The organism is Paenibacillus sp. FSL P2-0173 (assembly GCF_038008045.1).
Classification (GTDB): Bacteria; Bacillota; Bacilli; order Paenibacillales; family Paenibacillaceae; genus Paenibacillus; species Paenibacillus polymyxa_B.
The window spans coordinates 46,839-65,464 of the sequence record NZ_JBBOYK010000006.1 but is presented as its reverse complement, the minus strand read 5'-3'; the positions used below and the strand labels follow the sequence as shown (position 1 = coordinate 65,464).

31 protein-coding genes are annotated in these 18,626 nt (G+C 44.5%); 27 read left to right on the top strand and 4 right to left on the bottom strand.

Going from position 1 to position 18,626, the window contains the following annotated elements; all coding sequences use genetic code 11:
• Positions 1-11: 11 nt before the first annotated feature.
• From MKX30_RS24515 to MKX30_RS24495, 5 genes are all read left to right on the top strand, one after another.
• A complete protein-coding gene (locus tag MKX30_RS24515) occupies positions 12-395 on the top strand; it encodes a hypothetical protein (RefSeq protein WP_341063730.1) in 384 nt (127 codons plus the stop codon).
• 262 nt (positions 396-657) lie between these two features.
• Complete coding sequence (locus tag MKX30_RS24510; RefSeq protein ID WP_341063728.1) at positions 658-1,125, top strand: phage holin family protein; 468 nt, start codon at positions 658-660, stop codon at positions 1,123-1,125.
• Positions 1,091-1,858, top strand: coding sequence for a M15 family metallopeptidase (locus MKX30_RS24505; protein WP_341063727.1), 768 nt, complete (start codon positions 1,091-1,093; stop codon positions 1,856-1,858). Before MKX30_RS24510 ends, MKX30_RS24505 begins: the two co-directional genes overlap by 35 nt.
• 1 nt (position 1,859) lies before the next feature.
• On the top strand, positions 1,860-2,201 hold the full coding sequence (locus MKX30_RS24500; protein ID WP_341063726.1) for a phage holin, LLH family: 342 nt from the start codon (positions 1,860-1,862) through the stop codon (positions 2,199-2,201).
• Between the two features lie 220 nt (positions 2,202-2,421).
• A complete protein-coding gene (locus tag MKX30_RS24495; RefSeq protein WP_341063725.1) occupies positions 2,422-2,823 on the top strand; it encodes a hypothetical protein in 402 nt (133 codons plus the stop codon).
• Positions 2,824-3,014: 191 nt separating this feature from the next.
• Here the strand turns inward: MKX30_RS24495 and MKX30_RS24490 are convergent, their stop codons facing one another.
• Positions 3,015-3,212, bottom strand: a complete 198-nt coding sequence (locus tag MKX30_RS24490; protein ID WP_053325013.1) for a hypothetical protein — start codon at positions 3,210-3,212, stop codon at positions 3,015-3,017.
• 104 nt (positions 3,213-3,316) lie between these two features.
• Positions 3,317-3,454: a hypothetical protein gene (locus tag MKX30_RS24485; protein WP_161626993.1), complete on the bottom strand. Its 138-nt coding sequence runs from the start codon at positions 3,452-3,454 to the stop codon at positions 3,317-3,319.
• Positions 3,455-3,599: 145 nt separating this feature from the next.
• Here MKX30_RS24485 and MKX30_RS24480 point away from each other — a divergent pair, with 145 nt between their 5' ends.
• Both MKX30_RS24480 and MKX30_RS24475 read left to right on the top strand, forming a co-directional pair.
• Positions 3,600-3,812, top strand: a complete 213-nt coding sequence (locus tag MKX30_RS24480) for a helix-turn-helix domain-containing protein (protein WP_053325014.1) — start codon at positions 3,600-3,602, stop codon at positions 3,810-3,812.
• A 517-nt stretch (positions 3,813-4,329) separates the two neighbouring features.
• Positions 4,330-4,602, top strand: coding sequence for a hypothetical protein (locus MKX30_RS24475; protein WP_341063722.1), 273 nt, complete (start codon positions 4,330-4,332; stop codon positions 4,600-4,602).
• 26 nt (positions 4,603-4,628) lie between these two features.
• On the opposite strand, the gene MKX30_RS24470 is transcribed toward MKX30_RS24475, so the two are convergent.
• Positions 4,629-5,210 (bottom strand): DUF4352 domain-containing protein, encoded by a 582-nt coding sequence (locus tag MKX30_RS24470; protein WP_341063721.1) that lies wholly within the window; start codon positions 5,208-5,210, stop codon positions 4,629-4,631.
• 152 nt (positions 5,211-5,362) lie between these two features.
• Here MKX30_RS24470 and MKX30_RS24465 point away from each other — a divergent pair, with 152 nt between their 5' ends.
• Positions 5,363-6,232: a hypothetical protein gene (locus MKX30_RS24465; protein WP_341063719.1), complete on the top strand. Its 870-nt coding sequence runs from the start codon at positions 5,363-5,365 to the stop codon at positions 6,230-6,232.
• 640 nt (positions 6,233-6,872) lie between these two features.
• Here the strand turns inward: MKX30_RS24465 and MKX30_RS24460 are convergent.
• A complete protein-coding gene (locus tag MKX30_RS24460) occupies positions 6,873-7,610 on the bottom strand; it encodes a helix-turn-helix domain-containing protein (protein WP_341063718.1) in 738 nt (245 codons plus the stop codon).
• 218 nt (positions 7,611-7,828) lie between these two features.
• Between MKX30_RS24460 and MKX30_RS24455 the strand changes: the two genes are divergently transcribed.
• The 19 genes from MKX30_RS24455 (at position 7,829) to MKX30_RS24365 (ending at position 18,623) form a co-directional block, all read left to right on the top strand.
• Positions 7,829-8,062: a helix-turn-helix domain-containing protein gene (locus tag MKX30_RS24455; protein ID WP_341063716.1), complete on the top strand. Its 234-nt coding sequence runs from the start codon at positions 7,829-7,831 to the stop codon at positions 8,060-8,062.
• Between the two features lie 35 nt (positions 8,063-8,097).
• Positions 8,098-8,475, top strand: a complete 378-nt coding sequence (locus tag MKX30_RS24450; RefSeq protein WP_341063715.1) for a hypothetical protein — start codon at positions 8,098-8,100, stop codon at positions 8,473-8,475.
• Positions 8,459-9,085, top strand: coding sequence for a BRO-N domain-containing protein (locus MKX30_RS24445; protein ID WP_341063714.1), 627 nt, complete (start codon positions 8,459-8,461; stop codon positions 9,083-9,085). Before MKX30_RS24450 ends, MKX30_RS24445 begins: the two co-directional genes overlap by 17 nt.
• A 16-nt stretch (positions 9,086-9,101) precedes the next feature.
• Entirely contained in the window at positions 9,102-9,500 is a 399-nt protein-coding gene (locus MKX30_RS24440; RefSeq protein WP_339200400.1) for a hypothetical protein, read from the top strand.
• A 520-nt stretch (positions 9,501-10,020) separates the two neighbouring features.
• On the top strand, positions 10,021-10,356 hold the full coding sequence (locus tag MKX30_RS24435; RefSeq protein WP_341063712.1) for a hypothetical protein: 336 nt from the start codon (positions 10,021-10,023) through the stop codon (positions 10,354-10,356).
• Positions 10,316-10,528 carry a hypothetical protein gene (locus tag MKX30_RS24430; protein ID WP_341063711.1) on the top strand — a complete coding sequence of 71 codons (213 nt, stop codon included), beginning with the start codon at positions 10,316-10,318 and terminating at the stop codon, positions 10,526-10,528. Before MKX30_RS24435 ends, MKX30_RS24430 begins: the two co-directional genes overlap by 41 nt.
• The gene (locus tag MKX30_RS24425) at positions 10,503-12,065 is read left to right on the top strand and encodes an AAA family ATPase (RefSeq protein ID WP_341063709.1); all 1,563 of its coding nucleotides are present in this window, start codon (positions 10,503-10,505) and stop codon (positions 12,063-12,065) included. The genes MKX30_RS24430 and MKX30_RS24425 overlap by 26 nt, the downstream gene beginning before the upstream one ends.
• Positions 12,062-12,271 carry a hypothetical protein gene (locus tag MKX30_RS24420; protein ID WP_341063708.1) on the top strand — a complete coding sequence of 70 codons (210 nt, stop codon included), beginning with the start codon at positions 12,062-12,064 and terminating at the stop codon, positions 12,269-12,271. Before MKX30_RS24425 ends, MKX30_RS24420 begins: the two co-directional genes overlap by 4 nt.
• Positions 12,268-12,420, top strand: coding sequence for a DUF6906 family protein (locus MKX30_RS24415; protein ID WP_341063706.1), 153 nt, complete (start codon positions 12,268-12,270; stop codon positions 12,418-12,420). The genes MKX30_RS24420 and MKX30_RS24415 overlap by 4 nt, the downstream gene beginning before the upstream one ends.
• A gap of 14 nt (positions 12,421-12,434) precedes the next feature.
• On the top strand, positions 12,435-13,385 hold the full coding sequence (locus tag MKX30_RS24410; protein WP_341063704.1) for a recombinase RecT: 951 nt from the start codon (positions 12,435-12,437) through the stop codon (positions 13,383-13,385).
• Between the two features lie 137 nt (positions 13,386-13,522).
• Entirely contained in the window at positions 13,523-13,735 is a 213-nt protein-coding gene (locus MKX30_RS24405; RefSeq protein ID WP_341063702.1) for a hypothetical protein, read from the top strand.
• Complete coding sequence (locus MKX30_RS24400) at positions 13,732-14,199, top strand: hypothetical protein (RefSeq protein ID WP_341063700.1); 468 nt, start codon at positions 13,732-13,734, stop codon at positions 14,197-14,199. Before MKX30_RS24405 ends, MKX30_RS24400 begins: the two co-directional genes overlap by 4 nt.
• Positions 14,189-14,953 (top strand): MBL fold metallo-hydrolase, encoded by a 765-nt coding sequence (locus tag MKX30_RS24395; protein WP_341063699.1) that lies wholly within the window; start codon positions 14,189-14,191, stop codon positions 14,951-14,953. Before MKX30_RS24400 ends, MKX30_RS24395 begins: the two co-directional genes overlap by 11 nt.
• Entirely contained in the window at positions 14,950-15,819 is an 870-nt protein-coding gene (locus MKX30_RS24390) for a hypothetical protein (RefSeq protein ID WP_341063698.1), read from the top strand. The genes MKX30_RS24395 and MKX30_RS24390 overlap by 4 nt, the downstream gene beginning before the upstream one ends.
• 14 nt (positions 15,820-15,833) lie before the next feature.
• Entirely contained in the window at positions 15,834-16,652 is an 819-nt protein-coding gene (locus MKX30_RS24385; RefSeq protein ID WP_341063697.1) for a replication protein, read from the top strand.
• Positions 16,591-16,947, top strand: coding sequence for a replicative helicase loader/inhibitor (locus tag MKX30_RS24380; protein ID WP_341063696.1), 357 nt, complete (start codon positions 16,591-16,593; stop codon positions 16,945-16,947). The genes MKX30_RS24385 and MKX30_RS24380 overlap by 62 nt, the downstream gene beginning before the upstream one ends.
• Positions 16,937-17,161, top strand: a complete 225-nt coding sequence (locus tag MKX30_RS24375) for a DnaB-like helicase N-terminal domain-containing protein (protein ID WP_341063695.1) — start codon at positions 16,937-16,939, stop codon at positions 17,159-17,161. Before MKX30_RS24380 ends, MKX30_RS24375 begins: the two co-directional genes overlap by 11 nt.
• On the top strand, positions 17,162-18,271 hold the full coding sequence (locus MKX30_RS24370; RefSeq protein ID WP_341063694.1) for a replicative DNA helicase: 1,110 nt from the start codon (positions 17,162-17,164) through the stop codon (positions 18,269-18,271).
• Positions 18,252-18,623 (top strand): hypothetical protein, encoded by a 372-nt coding sequence (locus MKX30_RS24365; protein WP_341063693.1) that lies wholly within the window; start codon positions 18,252-18,254, stop codon positions 18,621-18,623. The genes MKX30_RS24370 and MKX30_RS24365 overlap by 20 nt, the downstream gene beginning before the upstream one ends.
• Positions 18,624-18,626 lie beyond the last annotated feature (3 nt).

Below are 18,626 nucleotides of genomic sequence, written 5' to 3'. Positions count from 1 at the left end.
GGGTGTTTAAATTGAAAATAGGTCCAAAAGTGTATTGGAGAAAAACAACTGGCGAGATTATTTATATTACTTCACAAATAGAGTCCCCTTGGGCAGTTGAGACAACCAAAGAGGAAGACGTAAATTTTTATCCGCAACTAAAGGGTTATGACCAGGATCAGTTGGAAGTGTTGAAGCTGGAGTTTGATAAATATACCCAAGACTTTCAGCGAGCTACAGGCTATTGGATCAATCCTGAAACTGGATTGATAGAGTTTGCATATCTGTCTGGTGGAGGCGGAACAGATCCTGTCTACCAAACGCCTCTGACTGATCAAGTAAGCGACCTCAAGGCGCGCCAGGACAGCACAGAAGCTGCTATGCTTGCCCTTATGGACGTAACAACCAAATCATAAGATTAACGGAGGGAGGTGAAGCCTTATGTATGGGTTCTTGTTGAACATGTGGACTATGAAAAAGGTCGATGAACAACGGCTAATTTCATACACTCCAAAATTTATTAGCGAGGAAGAACAAAAAGCAATATTAGCAACAGCACAAAATGTTTAACCAGCGTATCCAAACCGGATGCGCTATTTTTATGCCCTCGTAGTGATCGGGGGCTTTTTATATTCAGGTCAGGAAAGTTGTCCTGGCCTATAGAGACGGGGGAAGCAAGTGGACAAGTCGGAGATTTATAAATTCATCGCCGCCTTTGGGGGTAGCGCGGTGACGTATCTTTTTGGAGGGTGGTCATTTGCCTTGGCTGCACTCCTTACATTTACAATATTCGATTATGCTACGGGGCTGCTTGCAGCGTGGGCAGAGGGTAGGAACGGAACGGGTCCCGGTTTAAAAAGCAAGATTGGTCTTATCGGTATTTCCCGTAAGGTTTTTATCTTTGCAATGGTAGCCGTGGGTCATATTGTAGACGGTATTTTGGGGGATAGCCATTTGTTTCGAGACACGGTGGCTTACTTCTATTTGGCTAACGAACTACTTTCAATAATTGAAAACGGTGGTAGGATGGGCGCGCCAATTCCACCAGTGATCCGGCAGGCGGTTGAGGTGCTAAAGAGCAAAGGCGGCAACCAAGGAGGGGATAGTAAGGATGCTGACACTGGATCAAGTAAGGAAAAAATCTGAGAAGCGGTTGAGCGTGCTTCATCCGGTTTTCAAGCTAGTTATGGAAAATCTCATCGAGCGATGTTATGCCCGTGGAGTCTGGGTGTTAATTACGCAAGGATTACGGACGTATGCGGAGCAGGATGCTTTGTATGCTCAAGGCCGCACGAAGCCGGGGCAGGTGGTCACGAAAGCACGGGGCGGATACAGTAATCATAACTTTGGGTTCGCGGCCGATTTCGCGCTGCTGTTGCGTGACGGTCGTACGGTGTCCTGGGACACGCTGCGCGACGATGATAAGGATTCGCTTCCTGACTGGAGCGAAGTCGTTGAAGAAGCTAAAAAGCTTGGCCTTGAATGGGGCGGCGATTGGCGTAGCTTTAAAGATATGCCTCACCTGCAGATGGTCTTTGGAATTACGACGGCTCAATTTCGGGCGGGCAAGCACCCAACTCAGGCCCAGCTTGATGCAGCTTTAATGAAGATTAATAAAACGGAGGATGAGGAAATGACAGCAGAAGAAAAGGCAGCGTTTAAGGAGCTGCAAGCAATCGTACAAAAGCAGGCTGACCGTATCAAAACGCTGGAGACAGCAGCTAAACAGCCTAAAGTACCAGCGTGGGCAGAACAAGCCTGTATCAACGCCAAGGCCGCAGGTGTCCTGGATACCGCAAATGATGGATCTTATGACTTTTACCGCATGGTCACACTACTTGATCGAACCGGTATTTTCAACGGGAAAGGGGATAAATAACATGATTGAACATTACATTACAACCATTGCGCTGTCCGTTATCGCTTTGGTTACCATTGGAGCTTTGACATTAGGCACAGCAGTATACCGCAAGCTTAAGCCTGTATATGAGGCTCGTTTCAGTATCGAGCAGCGTAACCGGATCGGGCAATTGGCAGGGGATGCATGCGCTTGGGCAGAGCGTAATTATGCCAAAGCTGGTGCGGAAAAATTTCACGAGGCCGTCAAGTATCTGACTGTCAAACTGGATCAGATTGGCGTATCTATTAAACCGGAAGAAGTAGAGGCAGCCGTTCAGAAAGCATGGGAAGAATTTAACCCGAATAAAATTAAATCTGCTTAATATATTTACAGAATCACCCAAACCGATTATACTTTCCATATAAATCCGAAAGCATCGGTGATACCCTGCTGGCATACGCTGGTGGGGTATTTTTCTATTATCGCGGAAATTTATAAATATTTTTTGGAAATAACTCCAATATTTACGGGTAATATTTAAATGTTTATATTCACATGATACAAAAGTATTATAGCAACAACAAACTTAAGGAGGTACTAATATGGCAGGAGGACCAGATGATAATGTACCTTTAGATCCGCACAAAAATGCGAATCTAAAGGTAACTGCAGGTCAAAGTGGAGTTATTCAGTTTAAATCAGAAGCAGCATGGGAGCAAGCAATTTGTATTTACGATGATGCAGGAAGAAAAGTGGCTGAGAAGGGAACATATGCTTCAGAAGGAAGAGACATGAATGATTGGGATGTACCAACCAGTACCTCCGATATAAGTTATTTAGTTACTGGTTGGCATAAACAAGGTCCACCCCTAGGAAGTTTACCTTGGATTCAAAGTAATGTTCAGGTAAGTGTAGATTCTTCAGACAATAGCATTTCATTTAATTACGAGGATGGACCGGATTCCGACTTTAATGACATAGTCGCAACTTATCGGCCACTATAGAAATTGAAACTATGTATATCAGTAAAAAGCTCTGCTAACCTTAATTGGTCGGCAGAGCTTCTTTGTTATTTGAAACAATTGCGGATACTTAACAATAGCGAAACAATACTTATTGCCCAGCCAGATATAGATATTGTCCATAAGATTGCATCATACATAGAGTTACCTCCTATAGAGGGGCATATAGCCCCTTATTGATAATTGTTAGCAGCCTCCAGTTCTTGCATTTTTGAATTTACCGAGTTGTGAAACATGATGTGCCAGTTACTATTCTTAAATTCTTTGTAATCTTTCGCCGCTCCTACCTTTTCAATTGGATGGCCCAGCTCCTTCATTGCGCTTTCTAGCAAAATTACATTCTGCTTTGTTGCTCTGTACTTTTTAAACATTATCATTACCTCCCTACGTAAGGCCGCCGCCAATTGTGTATGTCAATCCGTTATGTTAAGATTGGGTGAAGATGGCGCTATACTAGCCGCCACCTCTGGTACTTTTAACGTTTACGCTGCCCGCGTCGTTTAGGTACCTTTTTCTTTTTCTTGCTCTCTTTAAACACTTTGACCAAACCGATAATTGCAGTTATCAGGTTTGTGAGTGCTGTGGAGAGCAAGACCCAATCTATTGCTCTCAAATCTCTTTCACCCCTCTCGGAAGTTAATGTTTCACTTCCTGTAAATAATATATCACATCCTGTAATTTTGGTCAACTAAAAAGTTTGATTTTCTGTAATTAAAATATTATAATGCGTATATAAATTACAGGAAAGAGGTCTTTCGATGGCGATAACATATAAGCCCTTGCTGAAGTTGTTGGTTGAGCGAGGAATGAAAAAAATGGATTTGCGTACAGAATTGAGTTTGGGACCGTCGACTATCGCAAAATTCGATAAAGGTGAGTACGTATCGTTGGAAGTCGTTGAAAAGCTGTGTGCATATTTCGATGTGCAGCCAAACGATATTATTGAGTATGTAAAGGAGCAGGAGGGGTAATATCCTCGCTGCTCCTTTTTTTATTGAACAAAATAAAAAGCCCTCAACATGAGGACTTGTGTGGTATAATCTGGATTGGACAACGGGTGGGGGTCACGGCGCAGCCTTCTGTAAAGGAGGTGATTGACGCCATGACTGCACTTGGTACGCTTTATCTGCTCTTGAAAGTAACTGCAACGGTACTGAGCCTTTGGTTTAGTTCCCGCAAGTTTTTCCGATGGATCAGACGTAGACGTAACAAGCGCAAAACCCACCGCTAAGGTTGACCGCCTACGGTGGGTTTTGCTGTCTTCACAGTATATATGCGCGCCGTGAGGCACTTCGTTGTTCAGGGGGAGTGTAGCGACTCCCCTTATTTCTATTCTTATGTTACCACACCGAAACTATACAGGCAATGGGATTGCCTTTGTTGACTATATGAAATATAGAGCAGGAGGTATGACCCTTTCTGCTCTTTTTTTATGTCTTGAATACAGAACGCATGTTTGCATATAATAGTCACAGAGAGGTGATCATCATGTTACCAGACATCGAACGCAAACTACTGCGGATACTGTACAACTATTCCGCTGGAAGAAGGCGACTACCAACCATGAAGGAGCTGGAGATAAAGACAGGGAGACGCGCAGAGGACATTAGAACGGGTTTACTGGCACTGGAGAAGGATAACTATATTGTATGGGATAACAAGAGTGATACCCGCCACATCATGATAATAGAGGGCTGGGATCGTGATCAGAAGATTGTTACACCCCCAGGTGCGGCGAATAGATACTATACAGAATATTAAACCCCCGGATTGCTCCGGGGCTCTTTTTATTTACCAGTATTTATTAACGCTGTCTCCCCAGCTTCAAAGCCTATTCCACTAGCCGCTTCGAGTTTAAATCCTTTACTACCTTTTGGTACTTCAAATGCAATGTTTGCCTTCTTCGTCAGACCTGGGTTAATTTTAGCGAAAAACAACATGTTTTCTGGTTTGTTTACATACATGTCTGCATCGCTCATGGGTTCATATTCTGTTCCATCTGTGCCGATCAGCTTGAACATGCTGGAGTCCAGCGTGCGGGCTTCTTTATCTCCGTTTTTAATCGCCAGATTAATGACGATGAATTTTTCTTCAGTTGTTTTCTGAAGGTACTCGTTGTCACCGATCTTTGTCTTAGCGCTCACTTTAGTTGCTGTTACAGTAAGACTGCCCACCTTTACGGCTTCGCCTACTTTAGTCTCCTTAGGAGCAGCGTCCTTTTCAGTATTAGCAGTTTGTGTATCAGCTTGTGTAGTAGATCCTGTAGCTTTCCCGCTATCTGTAGTGGTGGCTTTAGCCCCACACCCGGAAGCTATAATCCCAAATGCAAGCACAGCAGTAGTAAGTAATGCTAGTTTCTTATTAAACAAATCTTATTTCCCCCTATGTAATCAAATAATTTATAGAATTAGTATATATGACCTAGGAAAATATTTCTACAGAAAATATGTACATGCTGCTACTAAAGTCATATACTGGTCATATATTACGGAAAATTATCCCTATAGGAGAGTATCCAGTTATGACAGAAACGAAAAAGGGTCTTCCCAAAAAGGAGACAGAGGAAGTGAAAAAGTCTTGTTTTATTGTTATGCCTATTTCGGATGCAGAAGGTTACGAGAAGGGGCATTTTGGACGTGTTTATGAACATATAATAAAGCCAGCGTGCAAGTTAGCTGGTTTCGAGCCGATTCGAGCGGACGATGTAAAGCATACAAATGCAATTATTTTGGATATTATTAAAAAGATCATAGAAGCCGATATGGTTGTTTGCGATTTGAGTTCTCGTAATCCTAATGTGTTATATGAACTGGGGATTAGGCATGCATTTAATCTGCCTGTAGTTTTGATAAAAGACACTATTACTCCTCGCCCTTTTGATATTTCTGCACTTCGCGATGTGCCTTATGATCCCAGTCTAAGAATCGACACTGTTTCTATTGCCATAAACGCAGTATCGGAAGCATTAAAAGAAACATTCGAGCAAAAAGGAAAAGACACAAATTCTTTGGTAGAGTTATTGGGTATACAATCTGCTAAATTACCCGAACCTAAAACCATAAGCGGGGAAACGTCAATACTTTTGAACGCAATTGATGATCTAAAATTATCACTACTAGAAAGTGAAAATAAGCCTAATTGGGACACATGGAATGAGGCCTATAAAAATCTGCCGAACTCTGAAAAATTAAAGTTATCTGAGCAATTTCAGCCAGGATTTTTCATTGAAAATAATCGTTTTGGAGTTTGCCAAGTTAGTAATTTCAGCATGAGTACAGGTACTATACGAGCAACACAGTTGGGATCAGACCGAGCTGTAAGAATAAACTTTCCTTATACGGATACTTTTATCATTGATTCAAACCAAAGTCTACTTGGTTCAAATAATTGAAATATTCAAAGGCATATGATATATTGATTCCATTACGATTTTATTAATTATCTCTGCTGACATGCGTCTAGGTGGAGAATAGTCTGTTGAATGCGGCATATCTCTCTATTGGGTTATAGCTGTCTAATAGCGGTACTATAATGGCCGCTACATGTGTGATTTATTGTTAAAAAAAAACCTCTCGTGCACCTTCTGTGCTATGAAATGTCGAGAAGTTATTTTTTTAAAACATCTATCACTTGTGTAGCGGCCTTTTTGCGTTCTCATATTTTATTAAAGGAGATGATTTGGATGGAATTGTAAAGAAGTTAATCGCATTAACGAGGCTGAATAATGTGTGGGGAATTGTGGTCCGTATAGGTAAAATTCCAGTTGTGGAGGAGTAGGGAATCTACTCGGGCCTTGTTACTATCAGCCTCTCGTACATATAAAGTCACCATTATTTTAATAATGCGTTCGCATCTTGTTCGCATTTTAGTTCTAGTTTGTAAAATACTGTGTTATACTCGACTTAACCTCTCAAACGGAAATTATTACATCTAGGAGTGATGACCTATTCAGAAAAAAGTAATCGATTTATATGAGCTGGCCGCTTATATGAAGAAAACACCAGAACACTACCTTAAATTTATTTCGGATACTACTTGTCAAACTCTCGATCCAAACGAACCTGTGCAATTATCTTTTGAATCTGTTTCTCGGAAAGGTTTTTCCCGTCAACCGCTATCGTAAATTGTTCCAAAAGCTCCTCGTCAGTCAGATCAATTTTAGAAACAAACTCCTTCACATCGGAAGATGGGAGGGGGTTTGTTATATTGTGTTTTTCTATTACATTTTTGAGTTCTTTAATAAATCGTTCTTGAGTGTCCTCACCATTCTGCTCAAAAGCCGCCATAATTGTTCTGAGTTCGTAGGCTTTATTGAACTCCTCTACAAATTCAACCTCCTCACTATTTGAATGGTTTTCTTCAGAGTTGAAATATCCATTAAAAAACCTTTCGTACTCATCACCCTTAGATGCTTGATGATATGCAGGGGACATATATAGCCCTGATTTAATTATAGCTAAGAATATATCTTCACGTAGTTCTTCGTAAAAAAATCCACCATTATCAGTGAGCACCTTTAGGATACTAGGAAGTTCTCTCGCCGCTTTGTAACGTTCTGTTGAGATTGTGACATCTTCATCATCTGTAATAACAGAAATTGAAACGCCTAGCGCGTCAGCAATAGAACGCAAAGTTTCAAGACTGGGATTGTACCGATTACCTTCGACATCCGCAAGGTAAGACCTAGACATATTTGCCTTCTTAGCTAATTCAACTTGAGTTAGCTTTTTTTGTTTTCTAAGCGTCTTAATGTTTTGACCAATAGACATGTCCAGACTCCTTCACAATAGTTTCACTCTATTCTACCTTTCGTATGTCGGTAATACAAGTTGTATAATGACGGAAATACAAGTAAATAAGAGTAAAATGACGGCTTTACAAGTATTTTATTCGTTTTATCTCCATAATGCTTGAATATGCCCTAATTCGGAGTTAGACAGAAAGGACGGAAATACAATACAATTTGCTCATCGGAGGTGAACAATTAATGGACAAACGACTTATAGCTGCGGCCATAAAGGAAAAACGCAAGGAAATGAAAAAGCGCCAAAATGAAGTGGCTGTAGAAACTGGACTATCCCGGAATTATATTTCTGATATCGAAAATGGAAGATATATGCCGAGTGTAGGAACCTTAGTTAAGATAGCTTCGTGTCTGGAAATAGATTTAAACACGCTTCTGATGTCGGAAATACAAGATAAAAACAGTGTAACCCAATAGATTGATTTTTATTCCTAAGAGAGGAAAGACCACAAATGAACCCTAATGCAATCGTGATGACACCTGAACAGTTTGCTGATTTGAAGGAAAGTCTTATTCGCGAACTTGAGCCAAAAATCAAATCTCAAGTAAAGGGAGAAAGCCGAAAACAATCAGCTTCGGTAAGCCTCAGTATATGGCCCCCTATAAGAGACGAAGCATTGCACCGTCTCAGACACTTGGTAACATACAATCGGTATCAAGTCGTCAATGCACTATCAACAATCGTTCGTAACTCATTGGGTGTCAGTAATGTACAAGGACTGACGACAGACCAAGCACAGGCAGCCAGAGAAATTGTCGATGCTGTTGTCTCCACAATGCTAAAGTACAGCAAACTAAAGGCTGGTGAACAGGGTGAACATACGAACTGAAAGATGGCTCAGTCATGAAATCCGCTTTGTCGAGAAGATGCCGGGTGAATGGTGGGCGGTAGCGGCAGATGTGGCGAAGGCGCTGGCATATAAGCATACGCCCCATATGACTCGTATGGTGGATGAAGATGAAAAAGATACTGTCCGTTTAGTGGACAGAAATACACTTCGAGGTAATCCGAACGTTGCAGTTATTTCTGAGACTGGTATTTACGAAGCTACTTTTAATAGCAAGCGTCCAGAAGCGAAGGAATTCAAGAAATGGGTCAAGGGCTTGCTCAAGCAGCTTCGCCGATCGACCGGACTCGAAGGCTTTCAAATCTTCCGCATGCTGGACAAGGACCACCAGAAGGAGGCCATGCAGAAACTACGATCCAGCTTAAAACAACCTGTGCGAGTCGATTTTATCAAAGCCAACACGATAGCGAACAAAGCTGTTTCAAGTAAATACGGTCATCCCAAGATGATCAAGAAAGACCAAATGACACCGGACATGCTGGTTAGCAGGCAGGAGATTCTTGAGGATACTGTCGATCTAATGGGCACCAAAGAACGGTTTGGGCTGGACATAGCGGTATCTCAAACGATCTACGACAAGCACATTCATTAACGAAAGGGTGGTAGCTATGAACGAACCACAAAAAGAAACCACCGCGGCAACGGTGGTATCAAAGGAATCATTAAATGGACTGGACAACTTTCAGATTGCTGCTGAGTTGTACCGCTTAATTGAGAATCGCAGTTTAAGCGAACTGCGCGAGATTGCTAGATACATTGAAATCATAGCAGTCAATAAAAAAGAATGGCAGCAAGAAGATGGGATTATGGACGACGAAGCCTTTTCTTTATTACAGGGTTATCAATCTTCCCAGGAATCTTCGGGTGAGCAATGTAATCAGCAGCTATCCCAAATTGAAGAGCTTTCTTGTACAACAGAGCTTCATCTTCATGCAACACCGGAATCTGTTGCGGCTGAATCTCAAACTCGCGTTCGAGGTCTATTACCTCCCAAAGATAGCTTGTAACGTAATCCAGTGCGCGATTTTTGGCAGATTCCCGATCTTCTGAAATGACCCAAACATGGGCAATTGCACTGGCGATATCTGCACAATCTTTATTCTCTGGCATTGGAATAACATTTATCACAAATAAATACGGATTCAACTCTATCACCTCCCCTCTGGAGATAGTTTACCAGAATGAGGAAACAGAAAGAAAGGATGTCGAATATTAACGACTCCCGAACAAACGAAATTCATTAAAAGTTCAATCCATAACAATCTGCAACTGTGATGGGTGAATTCGATAGTTTTTATCGCCAAATCTGATATTCACATGGTTGAGTTCAAAAAATCGGTGCCACTCTTCATTGTAGTAAGTTACAGGATCAGTGTTTTCGATTAGACCGCTGTCGGTTATATCGGTCCATGTTCCTATGAGGTTAGCGTAAATTCGTTTCACTTAAAACACCTGCTTTCAGCAAAATTATGACCAAAATCTATTTTAAATGAGAAGGAAAAATCTTGGAAGGGAGCATGCACACACATGACACTCACAGTTGAACGATTGGAACAACGTCGGGCAGCTTGGAAGCGCCTGAATCTATTGGAGGGAATGCAAAAGCGAGCTGTTGCTGGTACTGCTGAATTCTTTGATGAAGCAATTGGCGAGCTTAAAGCGGAACTAGGAAGCGGACAGAGCGTCAAGGACAAGCCTTGCTGTGCGGTTTGCGGTAACAGCATGGAACTACGGTTCTTGCGCCGCTGGAACGAGCAGGACGTATGTAGGCCGTGTATATCTGAAATGACGGCAGATTATCCCTTGGAGAGAGGTGAACACATTGCAGAATCACGAACAGCAGTTATTCCTTCAATTCTATAACTCTCTTGCCCCGGAAGTGCAGCGGGACATTAAGCATTATCTATTCTTGTACGATTGGTACCTGGACGAGAAGGACCCGAAAGCTCGGGGAACGTTGCAGATAGAAATGAACATGCTGGAGCGCAAATACAATTTGGAGGTAACGCATGGAAATAAAAATACCCAGCGCTAAGGCGCACAACTTTAAAGCGCACCGTGACCTGTCAGTTAACTTTGGACGGATAACACAGATCACGGGCGACAATGCGCAAGGTAAATCCAGTATTTTGGAAATCCCTACGTGGACATTGTACGGCACAGACACGATGGGAAGCAAGCTTGATCCATCGCCCACCAATTATGAATACGATGCTGTGCTGTCTGAAACCCTGCTAGACATTGACGGAAAACAGGTGCTTCTAGGTCGTGGAATCGAGAAGGGAAAAACCACTTATTACATTAACGAGGTCCCGAGCAAGGCCGGAGACTTCGACGAGATTGTTAAATCTCTATTCGACAAAGACCTGTTCCTATCGCTCTATAACCCCTCTTATTTTTTCACGCTTCACTGGAGCACTCAGCGGGATCTATTGCTGCGGTATGTAGCCCCTGTTTCCAACAAAGAGGTATTTACCGAAATGAGCCGGACAAGCCCGGAACAGAAGTCCAAGGACATAAAACTGAACCCACAAGCTGCCAAGCTGTCGGAGCTGGTCAAGAAACACACGCTGCAGCAGTTGGGAGAAATCCATAAGAAGAACAAGAACGACAAGGATACAGCCTATAAGCGGGCTCAAGGCCGAACAGAGGCGCTTGTCGATCAACTCCAGAAGCTACCACTTGCACCGGATGATATCGAAGCGGTGAAAGTCGAAGATGCCGCGCTACTTGAGCAAATAAAGACGCTCGAAGCTCAAACGGATCTTGCCGGAGAAACAAACCGCAAGCGTACCGTTCTGGAAAGCACCATACAGTCCCTACAACGCCAGATTGCCCAAGCCAAGGACAACTATATGCGTGTCTATAATGAGCCTATTGAAGAGCATTGCCCTGCCTGCAAACGTCCGCTTGATACGGAGTCTGTGGAAGCTGTCACAGAGAATAAGGAACGCCGGAAGGAAGAACTGCGGACCGATCATCAAAAGCTTATCAGCGAGCGCAAGGAACTCGAAACCGAGCTTGCCGCAATCGAGCCTGTAGATGTTTCAGAGCAGAATGCACGAATTCGAGAATTGGAACAGCAGCGGGATCGTACAGCGGACATTATTGCTGCTCATAATTCACGTCATGGCATGCAGGCCGACATCGACAAGGCCCGCTCTGACGAGGCTGATACACTTGCCAGCCGGAACGACTCTATCTTTGTTCTGGACGCTATCAAGGCGTTCGAAGCGAAGGAAGCTGAATTGCAGGCCACCAAGGTACAAAGCCTGTTCACAACTCTATCAATCTCTTTATTTAAAGAACAGAAGAATGGCGAGCGTAAGCCGGACTTTGTGATTGAAAAGGACAATAAGCCGTATCCGATCTTGTCGCTTTCTGAGTGCGTCCGTGCTGGTTTGGAACTGAGGGAAGTCCTCAGCGAACAGAGTGGGGTGATATCACCTGTAGCGGTGGACAACACTGAGAGCACTTTCAAGATTAAAAAATCTTCCGGTCAGCTCATTCTGGTAAAAGCCATCGAGGATGCACCTTTAGAAATCAAACAAATCGGAGGCGAGTCAGAATGAAGCCACATGAACAACTGGAATATGAAATGGCAATGGAAAACATGCTCAAGGTCCTGCCCGCCATGCTGGGTATGTATGGGGCAGTAGCCAAGGCAACAAAGGCATATTATGACGAATTGATTGCCGCTGGATTCAGCGAAGCTCAAGCAATGCACATTGTTTCCACACAGGGCATTACAGCTCGCTTAGGAGGTGGGCAGTCTTGAAAAACGGAAAGAAGCCTACCCGCCGCCAACAGGCCGCAATTACAGAAGCAAACTTAAACCCTGATAACTGGCTAGTGTTCAAAGTCGAACCCACTACCTTGCATATCGTACACCGCACTTCTGGCAAGACCCAAATCATCCAATCATAGGAGGCCACACCAACATGGCAAATACAAAACAACTCAGCACTGAAATAAATCTCAACGAAATTCAAGCGATTGGCGAATTTGGTCTGCCGGAGCTTATGACTATGAAGGAAACGCTCGGCAAGAAGCTCACAATCCCTCAATTCAACCTGTTTATGTACCAAATGAACCGCATGAAGCTGGACCCATCTTTGAAACACGCTTTTCCTATTCCTTACGGCGACACCATAGATATTAGGATTGCTTACGAGGGATACCACGCGAAGGCTCAGGAATCCGAAGGATATCAAGGTGTATACAATCAGGTCATTTGCGAAAATGAGGTTGAAGATTTTGAAGCGGAGACTGATGAAGAAGGCGTTATTGTAAGCATCAAGCATAAAATACGCTTCCCACGAGGCAAGGTTATGGGGGCCTACTCCATCGCAAAAAGAGAGGGACGAAAGAACGCTATTGTGCTGATGGATGTATCTGAGGTTCAGAAGTGGGTTAAAAAGAACCCGAATTTTTGGAAACTAGATGACGGCTCGATAGATCCAGATATGTTCAAAAAGCATGCAGGTACGCGAGCTATCAAAGCTCAATACGATATTGCTGCTGTGGTCGAGGATAGTATGGAGTCTCTCAACGCTGGATCAGCAGTACCTTCATATGAGCCACAGGGACGACGTGACATTACTGCCGAGTCGGACGCAGCAGCGGCGGCAGCCAAGCAAGGTGACAAGCAACTACCTAGCGAAGAACCGCCACTAACACCTGTTGAACAAGCCTTAGCAGACATGAAATTTAAATTTAAACAGCTTGGCATTATTGAAAGGGAAGATCAGGCCGCCTATATCCAGAAGCATGCTAAACCGAAGGATGACAAGCCTACGCTGGCGGAACTCAAGGGTCTGCTGAAAATCATGGACTTGCACCTTGCGGAGAAAGCCGCCCAGGAGCAGGCAAATGACGAGCTTCCACTTTGATAACCAAGTTGAAATATACGTCCGCTGTGATGACTGTCACGTTTGCGGCAATGAGATAAATCCTGGCCGGGAAGAGTACATTCGCGATTTGCGAGTGTGCCCCCGGTGCTACGGAGAGCTGAGGGGAGGCGGCAGAGTTGCCCGAGGACATGGAGCAAATGGACCTGTTCGACTTTCCTGCTGAAACTTCCCCGCCTGCAGGCCCAGTGTTGAACGGAATGTACTACGAGCGCAGCACGGATATGTTTGTGTCCTTTGTCTTGGGCCGCAGGCATTATGAAGAACCAGCAAAGGGATGTCCACACCTTAAAGAGTGGCAAGATCGGATTAAGAGGGAGAGGGCAATATGAACATTTCAGGAATAAGGTTTGAATATTTTAACGGATGCCAAAACGTGTACATTGACGCGGTTGGTGATGATTTAATCCCAAAATTTGAACATACAATTCCCGTTGAAGAGGGCGGAACCATTCACTGGGGGATGAACGAACACGGAATCATTAACTTCGGTCTTTGGAGAGATGATCCTAAAAAAAGACCGGGGCATGGTGGTATGTGGTCAAGTAGGGCAGGAGTTGTAGGCCCACTGATTGACCGCAAGATGGTTGACGTTGGAATCAACGGTTTCGCCGCTCACATCACGGTTGAAGCCCTAGAAAAAATCCTTCCTGATGAATATGAAATTAGGGAACGGGACTCGTACGGGGAAACCGTGTACGAAGTACAAAGGGAAGACGGGAATAACGCTCCTTCCTCAAGAACAACGGTATTGAATGCTGGATATTGGTACGGAGGTTTACCGGATGAAAGTTGATATCCTGGCATCCGGCAGCAAAGGCAATTGCATCGCGCTCACATCGGGAGATCAAACCATCCTTATAGATGCTGGTATACCTAAGACCAAAATCGAAAAGCGGCTGCTTGAGGTGGGTATTAGACCGGATGAAGTTAGGTCGATATTTGTCACTCACGGTCACGGGGATCACATCGCTGGCCTGCCCTTCGCCAACAAGTACCGGATAAAGGTTTTTGCTCCTGAGGCCGAGTGGCAGCGAATTGAGATAGTGGACGAAGATTTACGCCGCGTCATCGGAGTGCATGAACCTTTTTACGGTTGTGGTTATGAAACACACGCTTTCCACACTTTTCATAACACTTTTGACTCTTTTGGTTACGCAGTTACGTTCTATGGGAACACGGCTGCTGAGGACACCAAGGTATCTATATGCTTGGACACTGGCAAGGTAGATGCCGAGATGATCAACGGCATGAAAGGGTCAGATATCTACATCATTGAGGCTAATCACGATGTGGACATGCAGGTAAGCTCCGATCGACCCGAAAGCGTCATTGCTCGTAATCTATCGGACTTGGGTCATCTAAGTAATGACCAGACCGCAGCAGCGCTTCAACAGCTCATAGAGGGGTGTGGTGAGCATATCTACCTGACTCACCTTTCAGGCACTTGTAACATGCCCACGCTGGCGGAAATGACCGTAAAGGCAGCACTAAAGCGGCGGGGATTTATAGCAGGAGAACATTACACATTGGAGGTAGTTTCGGAATGAAAATTAAGGTGATTAAGAAAATCCAGACCAGCGCTAAACAGTGGATTGCTCAGGGGGAAGTACTCGAAGCTCGAAGAGTTACAACAAAGTTACTGGATTTTAACGCTCCATTCCAAATCATTTCTGGCCCGTTTGCTGGAGAGGAAATACCTTTCAAACTAGCATTGGTTTTACCGCATGAGCCCCGGCCTACACAACAGCAATTTGACGAACTAGCTAAGCAGAATGGCGAACTGCTGGACAAGCTTGAAATCGCAGAAGACGACCTTCGGAAAGAACAGGAGCATGTAGAGCTTCTACGGGCGATGAACGAAGATTTGGAGCGATCAAAGAAGGCTCTGCTACAGACGATTGAACGAAAAGTGGACGAGCAGCTTAACAGTGAAATGCTTCTGCAGCGTATCCGGGAACTGGAGACAATCGCCAACAAGCGCGATGAAATGATTAAATCCATTAAATCCGTAAGCGTTGTGATACGAGATAAACGCAACCCCGTTGAGTTGCCTCGGGATGTAGCAAAGGCAATCGAAGGACTGCGAGGATTTGATTTTAGTAATTACGGAATTATTGCATGTGACGAATATGCAGATGACGTACAGGATTGGATAACGGTAATCAGAAGTTACTTGTCAGAAGTAAACACACCAGAAAATGAAATGAGCAATGGTGACAAACTCATGCTTGCTCTTATCAACGGCTACACTATTGCGCCTAAGACCGACGAGTTGGCAGACGAAATCGACAGCCTTACAAGCGTCTGGTTCCACAACGTTGTGAAGTCTGGCGGCGATATCGAATCTACTCGGCAGGATCTAAACAAAGTGATCTATGAATTCATGCGTGGTTTGGATAAAACAGCAGTTTAAGCAGGTGAAACGGAATGGCAAACCCCCAACTCGAAAATGGGTACGCGAGGATCGCCAACGAGATATTCGATAACATCGTGAAGAGGTACCACAAATTTAACGGAACTCAATATGCGATTGTCCTGGCGGTCTGGCGATACACTTACGGGTACGGGCGAAAGGACCATGAATTAGCCGTGAGTTTCATCGCTGAATATCTCGAAGGCGACCTGCGAGGCGTAAAAAAGGAATTATCTTATCTTATAGAACGTAAGGTGCTGGTTGTAACAGAGGAAGCTTACGGGTCCAAATCTCGTAAAATCCGATTCAACAAAAACTATGACCAGTGGCTTGTGGGGGACAAAACGCCCCCTAGGAAAAAACAATCTCTCGGGGTACAATCCTCCCCCTCTGAGGGGTCTAATCATACACCAAGAGAGGGGGACGATTCACCCCCCAATAAAGAAAGAAAGAAAAATATAAAGAAAGAAGAGATAGAAGATATGTCACCTACTCCTGAAAAGATTCAATTTCACGACACAGTTTTTCTCACTCAAGAACAATATGAAAAACTCTGCTCTGAGTTCGGTAAGCAAAAGGTAGATGACACCATCGAAGCCTTGGACGAATGGCAAAGTAACAAAAAGAAGAGCCAACACAAAAAGGACCATAACAAAACTCTGCGTGTTTGGATAAAGAAGGACCAGGCGAAAGCTCCTGTTAAAACCAAACAGCAACGCAACCAAGAGGAAATGTCTATTTTAAACCAGTTCTACGAGGAGGGAGCAGCGCGTGAAGCAAACGGAAACAGCCAGCTTCCTAGCGGTAATCAAGACGGCGTATCCCTACTTTGAAATAACGGTTCCTGTGACCAAGCTATGGCATCAAATGCTTGCGGATATTCCCTATGAGGTTGCAAAGGAGCGTCTGGGCAAGCATATACGCACAAGCAAGTTTGCTCCTACCATTTCTGACATTTGTACTGAAGAGGATACGCAGCCCTCTTTCTACGAGCTACAACGGGCAGAAGAACAGGCGGAAGCCTTGGCCCTTGAAGAATATAACCAACAAGCCGTGCCTATGCCTGACCACATTCGGGAACGACTGGAGCGCTTGAACGCTCGAATGAGGCTGAACCATGAGTCTTGACGCTGAACGCGCAGTCCTCGGGTCAATCCTGAACAAACCCGAACTGCTAGATGATTGTTACCTGACTCCCGAAGATTTTGGGGCTGATGAAAGACACGGGCTGATCCTTACAACGCTTCGATTTGCTTATGAACAGTTCACCGGAAATCCTGACCCATTTGACCCGCTGTTGATGGTCCAACACTGGGGCGGGAATATTGCGAAGATCGGCTGAGTGAGCTACCTCATGCAGCTTCGTGATGCAGTTCCTGCGGTTCATAACTACCAAGCCTATCAGTCCATTGTTCGAGAGGCGTATGTACAACGGGAAGCCGCTAGGGCTTTCGAAGAAGCATCGGCTGCGGGAGTAATTGACGTAACGTCTGTACAGGAACGAATGGATGAGCTTAACCAACTCCAAAAGGGACAGGCCGAGAACAACATGCTTCGAATGGCGGAAGTGCTGGACGGTCACCACCTAGAAATTCTGGACCGTGGTTCGAGGGCGGGGATTACGGGAACCAAAACAGCATCCGACGACTTGAATGAGATGGGGAGCGGTCACCAGCCTGGAGATGTGACCATCGTAGCGGCACGGCCCAGTATCGGAAAAACAGCCTACATTGTTAATGACTCTATAGCGGCTGCTGAGGGTGGAACTACTGCTGCTATATTCTCGGCTGAAATGCCCTCCAAAGATGTGTCAGAACGCCACATATGCGCTCTAGGTGGCATCGACAGCAAAAAGATACGAACGGGTCGCCTAACGGAAAACGATTGGGACAGCTACAGTAAGGCGCTTGAGATTTTAGAGTCGTTACCAATCTACATCGACGACACACCGGGCATGACAATCGAATACATTTGGCGCCAAGCGAAGGCACTCAAAAAGCGGAATCCGCGCCTAATCATTTATGTTGACTATCTTCAATTAATTGAGTCAGAACGGAAATTCTCGAGTACGTCTGAGCGTGTATCCTATGTTTCGTCACAGTTCAAAAAGATGGCTCGGGTACTGGGTATCCCAGTGGTAGTAATCTCTTCTGTCGGACGGAAATGTGAGGATCGGCAGGACAAACGTCCGATGATGTCAGACCTACGGGATAGCGGAAACATTGAGTTTGACGCGGACGTGATTATCTTCCTTTACCGGGACGACTACTATTACCCGGACACGGTTCTGAAAGGGGTCATGGAGCTGATTGTAGCCAAAGGCCGGAAGATCGGTACCGGAACAATACAAATGATGTTCAATCGGAAAACAAGCCGCTTCATGAATCTCACGAAGGACGATAAATATGAGCTTGAAAAGAAGGTGAGAGAACATGGGGCAAATCGTAGATGAAGCAGGCTATCAGAAGTCGCTGGAATGGCTCGTTTCAAAGGCTCCGATGCTGGATGACCCTTTGATTGATGAATCTACTAAAACGAATTTGAGAAAGCAATATGATCTTGTATCTGCAAAGGTCAAAGAGTATCGGCGTGGGGAGTTGGTAGCCAAGTTTCCTGGCCTGAAAGAGCAATACAAGATACTCGGATGGACGTATCAGGAAATGCCTTCACAGACTGGGCAGCAAGCCTCCAACACTGTGAAAGAAGTGGAACCGACCAACACACCTACCGAACCGGAACAGGCTCCAGAAACGCCACCAGAGCCGCCAAAAGCTATGCCGAATCTATCAGGATGGTTGGACTAATTA